This is a genomic window from Mucisphaera sp. (genome assembly GCF_965279675.1).
Lineage (GTDB): Bacteria > Planctomycetota > Phycisphaerae > Phycisphaerales > Phycisphaeraceae > Mucisphaera.
Genome location: NZ_CBDIIJ010000002.1, coordinates 491933 through 507882 on the forward strand (window position 1 = coordinate 491933; position 15950 = coordinate 507882).

General features: G+C 60.2%; 13 protein-coding genes. 8 read left to right on the forward strand and 5 right to left on the reverse strand.

Annotated features, from left to right (window positions below; genetic code table 11):
- Positions 1–15: 15 nt before the first annotated feature.
- From ACQZAB_RS02210 to ACQZAB_RS02220, 3 genes are read right to left on the reverse strand one after another with little or no spacing between them, the layout of a single operon-like run.
- Positions 16–1455: a PhoH family protein gene (locus tag ACQZAB_RS02210; protein ID WP_428386697.1), complete on the reverse strand. Its 1440-nt coding sequence runs from the start codon at positions 1453–1455 to the stop codon at positions 16–18.
- Positions 1456–2070 (reverse strand): GNAT family N-acetyltransferase, encoded by a 615-nt coding sequence (locus ACQZAB_RS02215; RefSeq protein WP_428386699.1) that lies wholly within the window; start codon positions 2068–2070, stop codon positions 1456–1458.
- Positions 2067–3647 (reverse strand): 2-isopropylmalate synthase, encoded by a 1581-nt coding sequence (locus tag ACQZAB_RS02220; protein WP_428386701.1) that lies wholly within the window; start codon positions 3645–3647, stop codon positions 2067–2069. The genes ACQZAB_RS02215 and ACQZAB_RS02220 overlap by 4 nt, the downstream gene beginning before the upstream one ends.
- Positions 3648–3928: 281 nt before the next feature.
- On the opposite strand from ACQZAB_RS02220, the gene ACQZAB_RS02225 reads away from it, so the two are divergent.
- Positions 3929–4957: a GDP-mannose 4,6-dehydratase gene (locus ACQZAB_RS02225; protein ID WP_428386703.1), complete on the forward strand. Its 1029-nt coding sequence runs from the start codon at positions 3929–3931 to the stop codon at positions 4955–4957.
- Between the two features lie 31 nt (positions 4958–4988).
- Here the strand turns inward: ACQZAB_RS02225 and ACQZAB_RS02230 are convergent, their stop codons facing one another.
- Positions 4989–6011 carry a glycosyltransferase gene (locus ACQZAB_RS02230; protein ID WP_428386705.1) on the reverse strand — a complete coding sequence of 341 codons (1023 nt, stop codon included), beginning with the start codon at positions 6009–6011 and terminating at the stop codon, positions 4989–4991.
- Between the two features lie 93 nt (positions 6012–6104).
- Here ACQZAB_RS02230 and icd point away from each other — a divergent pair, with 93 nt between their 5' ends.
- The 6 genes from icd (at position 6105) to ACQZAB_RS02260 (ending at position 13577) form a co-directional block, all read left to right on the forward strand.
- Complete coding sequence (gene icd, locus ACQZAB_RS02235; RefSeq protein ID WP_428386707.1) at positions 6105–7454, forward strand: NADP-dependent isocitrate dehydrogenase; 1350 nt, start codon at positions 6105–6107, stop codon at positions 7452–7454.
- A 3-nt stretch (positions 7455–7457) separates the two neighbouring features.
- Positions 7458–8414, forward strand: coding sequence for a DUF4268 domain-containing protein (locus tag ACQZAB_RS02240; protein WP_428386709.1), 957 nt, complete (start codon positions 7458–7460; stop codon positions 8412–8414).
- Positions 8415–8447: 33 nt separating this feature from the next.
- On the forward strand, positions 8448–8819 hold the full coding sequence (locus tag ACQZAB_RS02245) for a nitrilase-related carbon-nitrogen hydrolase (protein WP_428386711.1): 372 nt from the start codon (positions 8448–8450) through the stop codon (positions 8817–8819).
- Between the two features lie 122 nt (positions 8820–8941).
- Positions 8942–11518: a type I pullulanase gene (gene pulA / locus ACQZAB_RS02250; RefSeq protein WP_428386712.1), complete on the forward strand. Its 2577-nt coding sequence runs from the start codon at positions 8942–8944 to the stop codon at positions 11516–11518.
- A gap of 138 nt (positions 11519–11656) precedes the next feature.
- On the forward strand, positions 11657–12655 hold the full coding sequence (ahr, locus tag ACQZAB_RS02255; protein WP_428386714.1) for an NADPH-dependent aldehyde reductase Ahr: 999 nt from the start codon (positions 11657–11659) through the stop codon (positions 12653–12655).
- Between the two features lie 151 nt (positions 12656–12806).
- A complete protein-coding gene (locus ACQZAB_RS02260) occupies positions 12807–13577 on the forward strand; it encodes a hypothetical protein (RefSeq protein WP_428386715.1) in 771 nt (256 codons plus the stop codon).
- Positions 13578–13655: 78 nt separating this feature from the next.
- Here ACQZAB_RS02260 and ACQZAB_RS02265 read toward each other — a convergent pair whose 3' ends face one another.
- A complete protein-coding gene (locus tag ACQZAB_RS02265) occupies positions 13656–14717 on the reverse strand; it encodes an MBL fold metallo-hydrolase (RefSeq protein ID WP_428386716.1) in 1062 nt (353 codons plus the stop codon).
- An 84-nt stretch (positions 14718–14801) separates the two neighbouring features.
- Here ACQZAB_RS02265 and ald point away from each other — a divergent pair, with 84 nt between their 5' ends.
- Positions 14802–15911: an alanine dehydrogenase gene (ald, locus tag ACQZAB_RS02270; protein ID WP_428386718.1), complete on the forward strand. Its 1110-nt coding sequence runs from the start codon at positions 14802–14804 to the stop codon at positions 15909–15911.
- Positions 15912–15950: the final 39 nt, after the last annotated feature.

A 15950-nucleotide genomic window follows, 5' to 3' on the forward strand; every position in this document is an offset into this window, starting at 1 on the left:
CCGGGTGTCACGCCCCTAGAGCTTCTCCGCCGCCAACGAAGCCAACTCCGAACGCTCCGTCCGCGCCAGCGTCACATGACCCACCAGCGCCTCACCCTTGAGACGCTCAACCATGAACGACAACCCGTTCGAGGAGGAATCCAGATACGGGTTGTCGATCTGCGCCACATCACCCGTCAGCACGATCTTCGTCCCCTCACCCACCCGCGAAACAATCGTCTTCACCTCATGAGGCGTCAGGTTCTGAGCCTCATCAATAATCATGAACTGATGCGGGATCGAACGACCCCGAATATACGTTAGTGGCTCCAACACCAGCTGCCCCGTCGACATCAGATACTCCACCCGCTGCTCCGGCTGCTTGCTCTCCGCATGCTGAGAGCCCGCCCCTCGCGTCGAAATCAGATACTGCAGGTTGTCGAAAATCGGCTGCATCCACGCCGATAACTTCTCATCCTTGTCCCCAGGCAGATAACCGATATCCCGACCCATCGGCATGATCGGCCGCGCCACCAGCAGCTTGTCGTACCGCTGCTCCGCAAACACCTTGGTCATCCCCGCCGCCAGCGCAAGCAACGTCTTGCCCGTCCCCGCCGTACCCAACAACGTAATCAGCTTCACCTCGTCATCCAGCAGCAGGTCCAGCGCCATCGTCTGCTGAACATTACGCGCCATGATCCCCGCCACCGGCTTCCGCGGGCCATGCACCGGAATCAGATGATCCGTATCAGCCAAACGCCGTGCCAATCCCGTGTGCGAATCATCCACCACATTCTTCAGCACCAGAAACTGGTTCGCGTAAAGATCCAGACCGCCCTCATCATCACCCACAGCTTCAGACAAGCCCCCTTCGACCTCGTCGCCGCCTTGCATCGGCTCGATCGCCTCAATCTCCAGCTGTTTCTCCTCATACAGCTGATCAATCAGCTCGCCCGCCACGTCCAGCGACATGTACCCCGGATACAGATGATCGATATCAACCTTCTGCGCCTCGAAATCCTCGGTCGCGATCCCCAGCGCGTCACTCTTGAGCCGGACATTGATGTCCTTCGTAATCAGAATCGTACGCAGACCCCGCTCGGTCAGCCCCCACGCCACCCCGATGATCCGATTGTCCGGAGCGTTCTCCACCAACGCCTTCGGCCGCACATCCTCCGCAAACTCGATCCGGATCGTCCCACCCTTGTCATTCCACGCCACCCCATCAGCCAGCCGCCCCTTCTGCCGCAGCTTATCCAGCTGCCGGATCACCTCACGGGCCGACCGCCCCACATCGTCATTGCCCTTCTTGAACTTATCCAGCTCCTCCAGCACCGCAAAAGGCACCACCACGTGGTTGTCATCAAACATGTAGAGCGCATTGGAGTTGTGCAGCAACACATTCGTGTCCAGCACAAAATGCTTGATATCCGTATCCATCTCCACACCGGACAACTGCTTGATGAGCTGTGTCACTTAGACCTCCGTGACGCTGCGAACCGCTGACAAACAGTTTACCCCGAACCCCTCCGCCGCATCCCCCACCCACAGACTCATGATCAGTTCATCCACATACTGCTCGCCATCCCGAAGGATCGCCCGCCGCTTCCGACCATCAACCTCGAACCCCACACTCCGATACAGCCGCTGAGCCGGCTCGTTGTCCGCATACACCCCAAGCTCAACCACCGTCAGCTCCGGATGACGACCCGCCCAGTCGATCAGCGTCTGCATCAGATACCGCCCCAACCCTACGCCACGCCAGGCCTCTCGAATCGCGATCCCCAGCCCCGTCGCATGCCGCCGCCGCATAAAACCGTTGCCCTGCAACCCGGCGCAGGACACGATCTCACCCTCTGCCTCCACCACCAGATTCACGCCACAAGGATCATCCAGATGCGACTGCACCCACGCACGCTCACCCTCCACGCTGAACAACGCGTCCTCTGGCGACATCAGGATGTACCGCGTCTCTCGCCGCACCCCATCCACATACGACAACAAACCCTCAGCATCATCGAGTTCCGCCGAACGCACCGCCACCTCCCGCCCATCCCTGAGCGTGAACCTGCCAGGCCGATCAAACCTCATGGCGACGCCACCCTCTCCCCCGAACCACTCGACGTCCGAATCCGATTGATCGCCGCCAGATACGCCAGCGTCGCCGCCTCAACCGTATCTGTCGATAAGCCGCGACCGCGAGCCTTCTGCCCGTGATGATTCACACGCACCTGCACCTCACCCTGCGCATCCTTGCCTTTCGTGATCGATCGCGTCGAAAAATCCTCAAGCGACACACGCACGCCCGTGATCGACTGAATCGCAGAGTAGATCGCATCCACCGGACCATCCCCAACAGCCGCCTCGGTCCGCTCCTCACCCGTCGCATCAGCAAGCGTCACCGTCGCCGTCGGCATCGCCCCAGTCCCCGCGATCACCTGAAACTGCTTCAGCGTCCAAAGCGACCGCCCCGTCTCCATCATCTGATCCACAATCGCCTCAATATCCTCGTCATAAACCTCCTTCTTCTTGTCCGCCAGGTCCTTGAACCTGTCATACACCTTCTGCACCATCGCGTCGTCGATGGTGTAACCCAACTGCGTCAACCGATCTGCCAACGCATGACGCCCCGAATGCTTACCCAGCACCAGCTTGCTCTCAGGCACACCAATATCTCGCGGGTCCATGATCTCATACGTCTCGCGATGCTTGAGCACCCCATCCTGATGGATACCCGACTCGTGCGCGAACGCATTCTCACCGATGACCGCCTTGTTCCGCTGAACCAGCAAACCCGTCAGACTCGAAACCATCCGGCTCGTCGGATAGATCCGCTTCGTATCGATCCGCGTCGTATACCCCCCAAACACATCCCGACGCGTCCGAAGCGCCATCACCAACTCCTCCAGCGCCGCGTTCCCGGCGCGCTCACCGATCCCGTTGATCGTGCACTCCACCTGACGAGCCCCACCCGCCACCGCCGCCAGCGAGTTCGCCACCGCCAAACCCAGATCGTTATGACAATGACACGACAGGTAAATCCCACGCTCATCGATCGCAGGAATCTGCCGCCGCAACTCACTGAAAATCGCCCCATACTCCTCAGGAACCGCATAGCCCACCGTGTCCGGAATGTTCACCGTCGTCGCCCCCGCTTCAATCACCGCCGACGTGATATCCACCAGATAACCCATCTCCGTCCGGCTGCCATCCTCAGGCGAAAACTCTACATCCGCCACATGCCCACGCGCACGCTCTACCGAAGCCACCGACAGCTTCACAATCTCATCAAACGCCTTCCGCAGCTTGTGCTCGCGATGGATCTTCGAGGTCGCGCAGAACACATGAATCCGCGGCTTCGCCGCACCCTTGAGCGCCTCACCCGCCCGATCGATGTCCCGCTCCACACAACGCGACAACCCGCACACAATCGACCCGGAAACCTCCTGACCGATCGCACGCGCCGCTTCAAAATCCCCCTGACTCGTGATCGGAAAACCCGCCTCGATCACATCCACACCCAACCGCTCCAACTGTCGAGCGATCTCCAGCTTCTCGTGATGATTCAGGCTCGCCCCAGGCGACTGCTCCCCATCCCGAAGCGTCGTATCGAACACACGTATCGCCGTCGCTTCCCGCTTGCTCTCATCAGCCGCTTCACTCGCCATCACAAGACTCCTTACACCGCCGCCATCGACGAAAAACCGGTCACCTAAAGAAAAACCCCCGTCCGGCCGCTGCCAGACAGGGGTCAAAGTCAATCCTTGTGGATGAACGAACCCTATCCGGCACGGCCGCTGCCCGTAAGCAGCGCGGCAAGGTTGAGTAGGCCAGAAATCGGGGCAACTGTCGCGTTCATCGTGCTGTAAGACTACCCTCCGCCCAAGCCTTGTCAATCACCAGACCGATAGAGAAACAATTCTCGACCCCAGCAGGCCCCACGAACTCCATGACCACCCCCAACCTCCCCCAACTCCCCAGCGACGGCCCCATCCTCATCACAGGGGCCGCCGGCTTCATCGGCTCCCACCTCACCGACCGACTCCTCGCCGATGGCCATCAGGTCCTCGGCCTCGACAATTTCAACACCTTCTACGACCCCGCCATCAAACGAGCCAACCTCACCCCCGCCCTCAGCCAACCCAACTTCACCCTCCTCGAAGCCGATATCCGCGACCGCGAAACCACCCTCAGCCTCTTCGCCGAACACCAGCCCGCCGCCGTCATCCACCTCGCCGCCATGGCCGGCGTCCGCCCCTCCATCGAATCCCCGGCCCTCTACTCGGCCGTCAACGTCGACGGCACCGTCAACCTCCTCGACGCCGCCACTGCCCTCCCACAGAAACCACGCTTCGTCTTCGCCTCCTCCTCCTCCGTCTACGGCAACAACAAGAAAGTCCCCTTCGCCGAATCCGACCCCGTCGACCGACCCATCAGCCCATACGCAGCCACCAAACGCGCCTGCGAAATCATCGCCCACACCTACGCCCACCTCCACCAACTGCCCATCGTTGGCCTCCGCTTCTTCACCGTCTTCGGACCCCGCCAACGACCCGACCTCGCCATCGCTAAGTTCCTCCGCCTCGTCGCCAACGACCAGCCCATCCCCGTCTTTGGCGACGGCTCCACCTCCCGCGATTACACCTACATCGATGACATCATCGCCGGCGTCATCGCCGCCACCCGCTACTGCGGATCCAACACCCACCGCAACCAAACCGCCAACGACACCCCCGACACCGCACCCTGCTTCGACCTCTTCAACCTGGGCGGGTCCGACCCCGTCACCCTCACCCAGATGATCGAAGCCATCGCCCAAGCCACCGGCAAAACCCCCACCCTCAACCGACAACCCATGCAGCCCGGCGACGTCGAAAGAACCTTCGCCGACCTCACCAAATCTAAAGCCAAACTCGGCTACACATCTAATAGTGATTTAGCCAAACACATAGCCAAGCAATATGGATCAGCCAATTAGTTCCTGCATCTCAAGCCGGTAGATAATTGAGTTACAAAATCTTCTTCTCTTGAAGATAGCCGACATACCACTCGTAAATAGAGTCTTCTGTACAGTTCTTCTGGGCAAACGCCAATGATCGCTCGCCATAAAGATCAGCCTTTTCTCTATTTTCCCATAAATCTTCGATAGCTTCAGCCATTGCCTGGGGAGAACCCGATTCCGTAATCACGCCGGTTTCGCCATCTACCAGGTAATCATCCACCCCGACAGAAGCAGTGCAAACCGTGGTCTTACAAAAATACATCGCCGCCACTAGGGTGACATGCCCGCATGGAACCCGCGAATGCTTTAAGGCAAGCGTCATAAAACGCGAATATTTCAATATATTCATGGCCTCGCCGCGGGGTATATTGAAGCGAACCGTCACGTTCTCTGGCACATCTATGCCATTTAAGTTATACGGCCGAACCACCCAAACAAACTTAATACCCGGAAGCCGACGCGCTGCCTCGGCTAGCAGGGCATAATCCCTGGCATTCTCTCCCAACGCACAGACATAATCGCCAGAAATAACCGGTTGCGACTCAGGAACAGATGCCGGCGGCTGAACACCCCAGTGCTTAAAAGTAAAACGCTCCGGTGGCAAATCATACTCGCGACTGTAAAGATCCACCTCCATCCGAGAGTAAGTCACAAAACGATCGATCCTCGCAAAAGCGCGACGCATCATCTTCGCACGAAAACCCGTCGGCAACGCCGGAAAGTTGAAGGACATGGCTAAATGTGGCCCTTGATACCCAAAACGATGCGCCCAATACTCCGCCGCAAACGTCACGCGAGGATCATGTGAAACCAGCAGCGCCGCAGATGCTCGGCCAGCTCTAGCGCCCGCCTCATACCCCCCTCGAATGCGAGATAGCATCGGACGCTTGATCAAACGCTCGATGGCATTGCGGGGATCACAGGTGTACTGCACCTGCCGAAGGCGTTCACCCAGCCGAAAATCAAAATAACCCGTCTTCTCACCCGCTTTGCCGCTGCGGGACAGGTTCACAATCAAAGGTGCCGCCAAAGCCTACTCCTTCCAGCTGCCGCAACGAAAACTACGGGCTGAGTCGTATGCTAGATTACTTTTTCCCACTGAGATTCCAAAACGGAGCCCACAATGACCCCCGCCAACGGCCAGCCCATCACCCTCACCAACGGCACCCTCAACGTCCCCGACAACCCCATCATCCCCTTCATCGAAGGCGACGGCACCGGACCCGACATCTGGCGGGCCTCCCAGCTCGTCATCGATAGCGCCGTCGAAAAGGCCTACAACGGCTCCAAAAAGATCGCCTGGCTCGAGGTCCTCGCCGGCGAAAAAGCCCACAACCAGACCGGCAACTGGCTCCCCGACGAAACCCTCGACGCCTTCCGCACCTATCTCGTCGGCATCAAAGGCCCCCTGACAACCCCAACCGGGGGGGGCATCCGCTCCCTCAACGTCGCCCTCCGCCAGATCCTCGACCTCTACGTCTGCCTCCGACCCGTCCGCTGGTTCGAAGGCGTCCCCTCACCCGTCAAGCGCCCCGACCTCACCGACATGGTCATCTTCCGCGAGAACTCCGAAGACATCTACGCCGGCATCGAGTTCGAAGCCGGCACCCCCGAAAACGCCAAGCTCCTCGCCTGGCTCGAAGCCGAATACCCCGAACGCTTCGACAAGATCCGCTTCGGCTCCGCCGCCAAGGTCACCGAATTCGAAAAACTCGTCGGCATGGACAACATGTACGAGACCAAGCCCACCGTCGGCATCGGTCTCAAGCCCGTCAGCCAGCCCGGCACCGACCGCCTCGTCTACTCAGCCATCGAATACGCCATCAAGCAGGGCCGCGACTCCGTCACCCTCGTCCACAAAGGCAACATCATGAAGTTCACCGAGGGCAGCTTCATGCACTGGGGCTACCAGCTCGCCGCCTCCTGCTTCAACGCCGAACCCCTCGACGGCGGGCCCTGGCACATCATCAAAAAGGGCACCAGGTTCCCCGACTTCATCACCAAAGACCTCGGCATGGACACCGCCCCCCACGACATCATCATCAAAGACGTCATCGCCGACGCCATGCTCCAGCAGATCCTCACCCGACCCGCCGAATACTCCGTCGTCGCCACCATGAACCTCAACGGCGACTACATCTCCGACGCCCTCGCCGCCTGCGTCGGCGGCATCGGCATCGCCCCAGGCGGCAACATCAACTACCTCACCGGACACGCCATCTTCGAAGCCACCCACGGAACCGCACCCAAATACGCCAACCAGGACAAGGTCAACCCAGGATCCGTCATCCTCTCAGGCGAAATGATGCTCCGACACCTCGGCTGGAACGAAGCCGCCGACCTCATCATCAAAGGCATGAACGCCGCCATCTCCGCCAAAACCGTCACCTACGACTTCGAACGCTTAATGGATGGCGCAAAACTGCTAAGGTGCTCGGAGTTCGGAGAAGCTGTGGCAAGTCATATGGGTTAAGTGATGAAGCAGGACTACAGGCTAGGAACAATCCGAAAGCGAAGCGATCTTCGATCGATTTGGCCAAATGAAGCATCCTCCTTTACTCCTTGGTTAAGTCAAAGACTTGAGCAGCTATCAGAAGCACTAGGCCTTGATTTAGAACTCGAAGGTACCGAACAGCCTGTAGGCAACTTTTCTGTAGATATTCTTGCTAGAGATCTAAGCCGGAACCGCACCGTCGTAATTGAAAATCAACTTGAGGCTAGTGATCATATTCACCTTGGCCAACTATTGACATATGCATCTGGACTTGATGCAGAAACAGTAATCTGGATTGTTAAACAACTAAGACCAGAGCATCGACAAGCTTTAGACTGGCTTAACCAGCACACCGACGATGATTTAGAATTTTTCGCTGTAAGTATTGAACTCCTCCAGATTGATGATTCTCTTTTAGCTCCACACTTTAAGTTGGAGGTTACTCCGAACGAGTGGAGAAAATCCGCGATTAGGAGCAAATCATCAGCATCATCTTCAGATAAGTCAGAATCATACAGGCTCTTCTTCCAAGAACTCATCGATGTGCTCAGGGAACAGCATAAATTTACAAATGCCAGAAGGGGCCAAGCTCAGAATTTTTATAATTTTGCTAGTGGCTTTTCGGGTATTAACTACTCGGCTTCATTTAATCGCGGAGGTATGGTTCGAGCAGAGCTTTATATATCAACCCCAAGCGCAGATAAGAATACTGATATCTTCGAAAGCTTGATGTTAGATGAAGACGCAATCAACGAAGAGTTTGGAAGCAATCTAACTTGGGATGCTATAGATGGCCGCAAAGCCTGTAGAGTCTATATATCTCATACAGGCGATATTGATGTTGAAGATGAAAAAAGACAGTCACTCATCGATTTTTTTGTGGAGAATCTGATGCGGTTGAAATTGGTTTTCGAACACCGTCTTCAAAATGTAGTTTAACTACACTGTTCTAAGCATAGCTTTTTTCAACTCATGCACCTCTCCCTAGCCCAAATCGCCCCCGTCCTCCTCAACCGCTCCGCCACCACCGCCAAAGCCGCCGCCTACGCCCGCCAGGCCTCCGAACACGGCAGCCAGCTCGTCGCCTTCGGCGAAACCCTCATACCCGGCTACCCCGTCTGGCTCGAACACACCGACGCCGCCCGCTTCGATTCCGACACCCAAAAACAACTCTTCGCCCTCTACCTCGACCAGGCCGTCGAAATCCACCCCGCACCCCCCGAACAAACCCTCGCCCGCAACCCCCACCTCGCCCCCCTGCTCACCGTCGTCGCCGAAACCGCCATCACCATCGTCCTGGGCGTCGCCGAACGCGTCGCCGAACGCAGACAACCCACCCCCTAAGCCGCCCCCAACCCTGCCAACACCACCCACCATCAACCCAAAACCGCGAACCAACCCTACCCCCAGACTGCTTAACCGGTTAAACTCTCCCCGCATCACCGACACCCACAAGGATCACACCCATGATTCACGGCCACAACATCCTCAAAACCCTCCTCGCCCTCTGCCTCCTCCTAGTCACCACAAGCATCGCTCCCGCCGCTACACCCGTCTCCATCGCCGACCAGTTCGACCGCGCCACCTCTCAGGCCAACCACCTCCTCGTCGTCCACTACCACCGCCACGACGAGGACTACACCGGCTGGAACCTCTGGGCATGGGCCGAAGACCAGCCGGGCGAAGCCCTCAACTTCACTGGCGAAACCTCCTTTGGACCCTACCTCACCATCCCCGTCGATGACCCCGACACCCGCATCGGCTTCATCCTCCGAAAAAACAACTGGGAAGCCCGCGACGTAGGCCGCGACCGCTTCGTTACCCTGTCCCCCAACCAATACGTCACGGAAATCTGGCTCGTATCAGGCGACACCATGATCTACACCTCACCCACCCGCGTCGACCTCTCCACCAAGCTCGTCGCTGCCTTCCTCGACGACGAAGACCGAATCCGCATCGCCGCCACCGGCCAGCTCACCCCACGCCAGCGAACCGCCATCCGCATCACCAACGACAACGACCCAGACCAGGCCAACGACACACCCACCGTCTACTCCGTCTCCCGCGTCGCCCGAGCCCAGTCCGACACCACCGCCCGCATCGTCTACGACCTGCACCTCACCCGACGCATCCAACCCGAAGACGTCGGCCGCCTCCAACTCACCATCCCCGGCTTCGACCCCCGACCCATCTACGCCCGCGACGTCCTCGACGCCCCCGCCTACACCCCCCTCGACGCCGAACTCGGCCACCGCCACACCCCCGATCAGACCACCTTCCGCGTCTGGTCCCCGGTCTCCACCTCCGCCGAACTCCTCATCTACAACAAGCTCTTCGACGCCGAGCCCGCCCAGGCCCTCCCGATGCAGCACACCGAAAAGGGCATCTGGGAGATCACCGTGCCAGGCGACCACCACGGCACCGCCTACCAGTACCGCTTCCGCTCCTACGGCCAGACCCGCACCGCCGCCGACATCAACACCTACGCAGCCACCTACGACTCCGACCGCTCCGTCGTCATCGACCTCACCAAAACCAACCCCGAAGGCTGGGGCACCGTCCCCACACCCCCGCGCCCCAACCAGACCGACGAAATCATCTACGAGATCCACGTCCGCGATTACACCATCGCCGACCCCACCGTCCCCGAAAACCTGAGAGGCACCTACCTCGGCCTCATCCACGAAAACCCCGCCACACCCACAACACCCTCCACCGGTATTAACCACCTCCTGGACCTTGGCGTCACCGCCATCCACCTCCTCCCCATCCACGACTTCTCCGCCGCCATCGGCGAGTACAACTGGGGATACTGGACCGCCCTCTTCAATCTCCCCGAAGCCAACTACGCCACCGACCCCAAAGACCCCTTCGCCGCACCCACCGAACTCAAGCAGGCCATCCAGGAACTCCACCGCAACGGCATCCGCGTCATCCTCGACGTCGTCTACAACCACACCTCCTCCAGCTTCGAGTTCTCACACTTCCACCAGACCGTCCCCAACTACTACTTCCGAACCACCGACGACGGCCTCCTCATGAACGACGCCGGCGTCGGCAACTCCATCGCCGACGAACGACTCATGGTCCGCAAGTACATCGTCGACTCACTCATCTTCTGGACCAACGAATACCGCATCGACGGCTACCGCTTCGACCTGCTCGGAACCCACTACCCCGCCACCGTCGAAGCCATCTGCGAAGCCCTCCTCCAGATCCGACCCGATATCACCCTCTACGGCGAACCCTGGACAGGCGGCGGCGTCACACACTTCCCCAAAGGCGCCCAACGCGGACTCGCCATGGCCGTCTTCAACGACCACTTCCGAAACGCCATCCGAGGCGACCTCGACGGAACCACCAAAGGCTTCGGCAACGGCCCGGGCGGCAACATCGCCGCCATCCGCAACGGCATCGCCGGAGCCATCGACGACTTCGCCGACGAACCCACCGAAACCATCAACTACGTCTCCGCCCACGACAACCTCACCCTCTGGGACAAACTCGTCCACACCCTCCCCGAAGCCACCGACGCCGAAAAACGCGCCATGCAGAAGCTCGCCCTCGGCATGGTCCTCACCTCCCAAGGCGTCACCTTCCTCCACGGCGGTTCCGACTTCGCACGCACCAAAAACGGCAACCACAACTCCTACAACGCCGGCGACGAAGTCAACAAGTTCGACTGGCCCCGCAAAATCGAATACCAGGACGTCTACGACTACACCCGCAACCTCATCGCCATCCGCAAAGCCCACCCCGCCCTCCGCATCCCCGACGCCCAGACCATCCGCGAACACGTCCGCTTCCTCCAACTCGAAAACCTCGTCGCCGTCGAAATCGATGGCGACGCCCTCAACGACCCCTGGTCCCGAATCCTCATCGCCTACAACGGCGAACCCGACCCCCACACCCTCCCCCTCCCCGAAGGCACCTGGTCCGTCGCCGTCAACGAGCAACAAGCCTCCCCCAACCAACCCCTCGCCGCCGCCACCAACGAACGAACCCTCCCCGCCTACTCCATGGTCCTGCTCTATCAGCATTGAGCCAAGGCCACGAAGTAACTCAACACACGCTAGGCAGCCCGCAACAGGGCTGCCTTTTTTGATGCCGGCTCAACGAAGAAACCTAAAACGCAAACTACGATACGGATGAATCTTGAACGATTAGCCAGAGAGCACCCCATGTTCAAAACCTACGCCATCCCCGCCCAGGACCAACCCTTCGAACCCTTCGAATACGACCCCGGCGACCTCCAGCCCGGACACGTCGAGATCGACATCACCGCCTGTGGCGTCTGCCACTCCGACCTCTCCATGGCCGACAACGACTGGGGCATGACTGACTACCCCTTCGTCGGCGGGCACGAAGTTGTCGGCAAGATCACCGCCATTGCCGACGACGTCCCCCACCTCAAAACCGGACAGACCGTCGGACTCGGATGGTTCTCCAAATCCTGCCTCCACTGTAACCAGTGCATGGCCGGCGACCACAACCTCTGCGCCTCCGCCGAACAAACCATCGTCGGCCGCCACGGCGGCTTCGCCGACAAAGTCCGCTCCCACTGGTCATGGGCCACCCCCCTACCCGACGGACTCGACCCCCTCAAAGCAGGACCCCTCTTCTGCGGCGGCATCACCGTCTACAACCCCATCGAGCAGTTCGGCGTCCAGCCCACCGACCGCGTCGGCGTCATCGGCATCGGCGGACTCGGACACATGGCCCTCCAGTTCCTCAGCAAATGGGGCTGCGAAGTCACCGCCTTCACCTCCTCCGAATCCAAAGCCGATGAAGCCCGACAACTCGGCGCCCACCACATCATCAACTCCCGCAACCCCGACGAACTCAAGAAGATCGAAGGCTCCCTCAACTTCATCATCTCCACCGTCAACGTCGAACTCGCCTGGACCAGCTACCTCATGGCCCTTGCACCCAAAGGCCGCATCCACACCGTCGGCGCCGCACCCGACATCACCCTCCCCGTCTTCCCCATGCTCGTCGGCCAGAAGTCCCTCAGCGCCTCACCCCTCGGCAGCCCCGCCACCACCCGACGCATGCTCGACTTCGCCGCACGACACAACATCGCCCCCATCACCGAAACCTTCCCCATGAAGGACATCAACGAAGCCTTCGACAAACTCCGCAACGGCTCCCCCCGCTACCGAATCGTCCTAACCAACTAAACCAGCCAGCGCGCGCTTACCCAACTTATAAACTACCCCGGAAAAGCCGCATAAGGGTTGCCCCGCAACACTCCCGTGCTATCCCTTTACATCCACCGCTCATCAAGAGCGACCGCTGTGAATCTGTTTACTCTGGAGAAGAGAGAGAACCATGCGCTGCCACACGCTTCTAGCCGCCTCCCTGGCCACATTCCCACTCGCCGCCACCAGCCACGCTGGCATGATCGCCGCCAACTTCGACCCCAACAACGTCGACGTGCAGAGCATGCCCACCATCCAGCCCAACAACACTTTCTTCGTCGGTGCCCACGAAGACTCCATCGGCACCGCCACCACCAAGCCCATCTGGACCACCACCATCTTCTTCTCACCCGATGACGATGACACCATGGGCCGCGTCTCCATCGCCCTCCGCGCCCGCCAAGCCCGCGATGTGCGCCTCGAACTCCTCGACACCAACGGCAGCTTCAACCCCAACGCCTTCATCGCACCCGATGCCGCCAACGTCTTCACCTTCCTCGGCAAGTCCGTCATCCCCGCCGCCGAAGTGACCACCGGCAAGACGATCCTCGACTTCGACTTCGATCCCATCGCCCTCGACGCCGATACCGTCTACGCCCTCAAACTCTCCGTCGATGCCGTCGGCGGACCCTGGTCAGCCGGCTCCTTCGACTGGCTGGGCGTCGTCGGCACCAACGCCATCCCCTACCTACTCGATCAGGCCCACCACGTCCCCGCCAACGCAGTCGTCCCCGACGGCACCTACGGCGCACCTAACTTCGGCGTCTACTCGGGCGGAACGCTCTCGCTAGGCAGCTTCGGCACAGGACCCTCCTTCGCCGTCCAGACACCCGTCCCCGAACCCGCCAGCGTCGCGCTCATCGCCCTCGGCACAGCCCTCCTCGCCCGACGCACCAAGTAACACAACAACCACAAACAAAAAGAGCACCGACCCAACCGGTCGGTGCTCTTTTTGTTTCTACCGGGAAGAATCCACCCCCTACCACATCCAACCCACCGGCTCCCACGCATACCCCGAGCCCTCAGCCCGCACATGCCCCACACCCGGGAACGGCAAGTGCGACCCCGCCACCATCAGACGCTCCGCCGCCGCACGATCCAGCGCCCGGCGACGCATCTTCGCCGCCATCACCGGATCAGCATCAAACGCCACATGCCAGTCCGGATGCGCCATCTGAATCTTCGCGTTGTGAATCGCATCCGCGATGAAGTAAAGCGTCTCTCCCCCCGAATCCACCATCACCCCGATATGCCCAGCCGTATGACCCGGAAGCGCCACACTGCTCACCGAACCCGTGATCCCATTCCCAGGCTCAATCAGCCGCAGCCGATCACCAGCCGACGCCAACGCCTTTCTCGCCATATCCACGAAAAACCCGTGCATCCCTGCTGGAATCGGAGAACCGCTTAAATCCGCATCGCCCTCCCAGAACTCAGCCTCCGCCCGCGTCACCACGTACTCCGCATTCGGAAACACACCCCCACCCGCACCCCCCACAATCCCGCCACAGTGGTCCACATGCAGATGCGTGAACACCACCGTCGTCACATCCTCAGGACGCACACCAAAGTGCGTCAGATGCCGAACCAGCTTGCCCGTCGTATCCCCAAAATTCCCGCCCGCCCCCGTATCGATCAGCACCACCTCATCCGCCGACTTCACCACCAACCCATTCACATGACAGACCATCCCCTCCGGATCCCCAAACCGCCGCCGTGCTTCAGCCGCCACCTCATCACTCAGTGCATTCACCGCAAACGTCGCCGCCGGTGCCACAAAGTTCCCATCCCCCAGCAAACCCACCTCCAGATCCCCCACGCCAAACCGGTAATACCCCGCGCCCTGCGGCAAACCGATCGGCTCCTCCACCACCGCATCGACTGCGCCCTCCGTCACCGCATCAACCACCTCTTCCGCTGGAGCCAACTCCGCCGCCTGTCCCATCGCCCGCCGCGAAGCCACCAAACCCGCCAGACTCACCGCCCCCAGACCAAACAACTCACGCCGCGAAACCAAAGCACTTTTAACACGATCAACCATCTTAAAACTCCTTCGCATAGCCCCGCAAACCGTTCACCCGGTGGTACGCTCCGCGTAGTTTCCCATGAATCCAGGAGGCCTGCCATGCGTATCGGAATCCCCAAGGAAATAAAACCCCAGGAAAACCGCGTCTCCACCGTCCCCATGACCGTCGCCGAACTCGTCCGCCGAGGACACGAAGTCGTCGTCGAACACAACGCCGGAGCCGGCTGCGGCTTCTTCGACGAAGACTACCAACAGGCCGGCGCCACCATCCTCCCCGATGCCGATGCCGTCTTCCACCACGCCCACATGATCATCAAGGTCAAAGAGCCCCAACCCCCCGAGCTCCAACGACTCCGCCCCGACCACATCCTCTTCACCTACCTCCACCTCGCCGCCGACAAAAAACTCACCGAGTCACTCATCGCCACCGGCTGCACCGCCATCGCCTACGAAACCGTCGCCGTCAACGGCAAACTCCCGATGCTCGAGCCCATGTCCGAGGTCGCCGGACGCATGTCCGCCATCTACGGCGCAGCCATGCTCGCCAAACACCACACCGGATCAGGTGTCCTGCTCCCCGGCGTCCCAGGCGTACCCGCCGGCAAAGTCATGGTCATAGGCGGCGGAACCGCAGGACTCAACGCCGCCAAAATCGCACTCGGACTCGGAGCCGAAGTCACCATCCTCGACGTCAACACCGAAAGACTCCGCTACCTCGACATCGCCCTCCCCAAAGTCCGAACCCTCTACTCCACCCCCGAACACATCGCCGAACTCCTCCCCGACACCGACCTCGTCATCGGCGCCGTCCTCGTCCCCGGTGCCGCCGCCCCCAAACTCATCCGACGACACCACCTCAAACTCATGAAACCCGGCTCCGTCGTCGTCGATATCGCCGTCGACCAGGGCGGCTGCTGCGAAACCACCAGACCCACCACCCACCAGGACCCCGTCTACCTCGAAGAAGGCATCGTCCACTACTGTGTCGCCAACATGCCCGGCGCCTACGCCAGAACCTCCACCGAAGCCCTCTCCAACGCCACCCGGCCCTGGACCCTCCTACTCGCCGACAAAGGCGTCGCCGCCGCCTGCGAACAACGACACGAACTCTGGGACGGCATCAACACCACCCAGGGAAAACTCACCTGCACCCCTGTCGCCGAAGCCCACGGCCTAACGGCCTCCAACCCCCAAACCCTCTTGAACTGACACAGCTCTGAGTCATGTAAACCGCGAAATCCCACGGAA

Excerpts from the sequence above, each read along its gene's own strand:
- ACQZAB_RS02260 (WP_428386715.1), top strand. The coding sequence starts at position 12,807 with ATGCGCTGCCACACGCTTCTAGCCGCCTCCCTGGCCACATTCCCACTC.
- ACQZAB_RS02225 (WP_428386703.1), top strand. The coding sequence starts at position 3,929 with ATGACCACCCCCAACCTCCCCCAACTCCCCAGCGACGGCCCCATCCTC.
- ahr (WP_428386714.1), top strand. The coding sequence starts at position 11,657 with ATGTTCAAAACCTACGCCATCCCCGCCCAGGACCAACCCTTCGAACCC.
- ACQZAB_RS02220 (WP_428386701.1), bottom strand. The coding sequence starts at position 3,647 with ATGGCGAGTGAAGCGGCTGATGAGAGCAAGCGGGAAGCGACGGCGATA.
- ACQZAB_RS02265 (WP_428386716.1), bottom strand. The coding sequence starts at position 14,717 with ATGGTTGATCGTGTTAAAAGTGCTTTGGTTTCGCGGCGTGAGTTGTTT.
- icd (WP_428386707.1), top strand. The coding sequence starts at position 6,105 with ATGACCCCCGCCAACGGCCAGCCCATCACCCTCACCAACGGCACCCTC.
- ACQZAB_RS02245 (WP_428386711.1), top strand. The coding sequence starts at position 8,448 with ATGCACCTCTCCCTAGCCCAAATCGCCCCCGTCCTCCTCAACCGCTCC.
- ald (WP_428386718.1), top strand. The coding sequence starts at position 14,802 with ATGCGTATCGGAATCCCCAAGGAAATAAAACCCCAGGAAAACCGCGTC.
- pulA (WP_428386712.1), top strand. The coding sequence starts at position 8,942 with ATGATTCACGGCCACAACATCCTCAAAACCCTCCTCGCCCTCTGCCTC.
- ACQZAB_RS02240 (WP_428386709.1), top strand. The coding sequence starts at position 7,458 with ATGAAGCAGGACTACAGGCTAGGAACAATCCGAAAGCGAAGCGATCTT.
- ACQZAB_RS02215 (WP_428386699.1), bottom strand. The coding sequence starts at position 2,070 with ATGAGGTTTGATCGGCCTGGCAGGTTCACGCTCAGGGATGGGCGGGAG.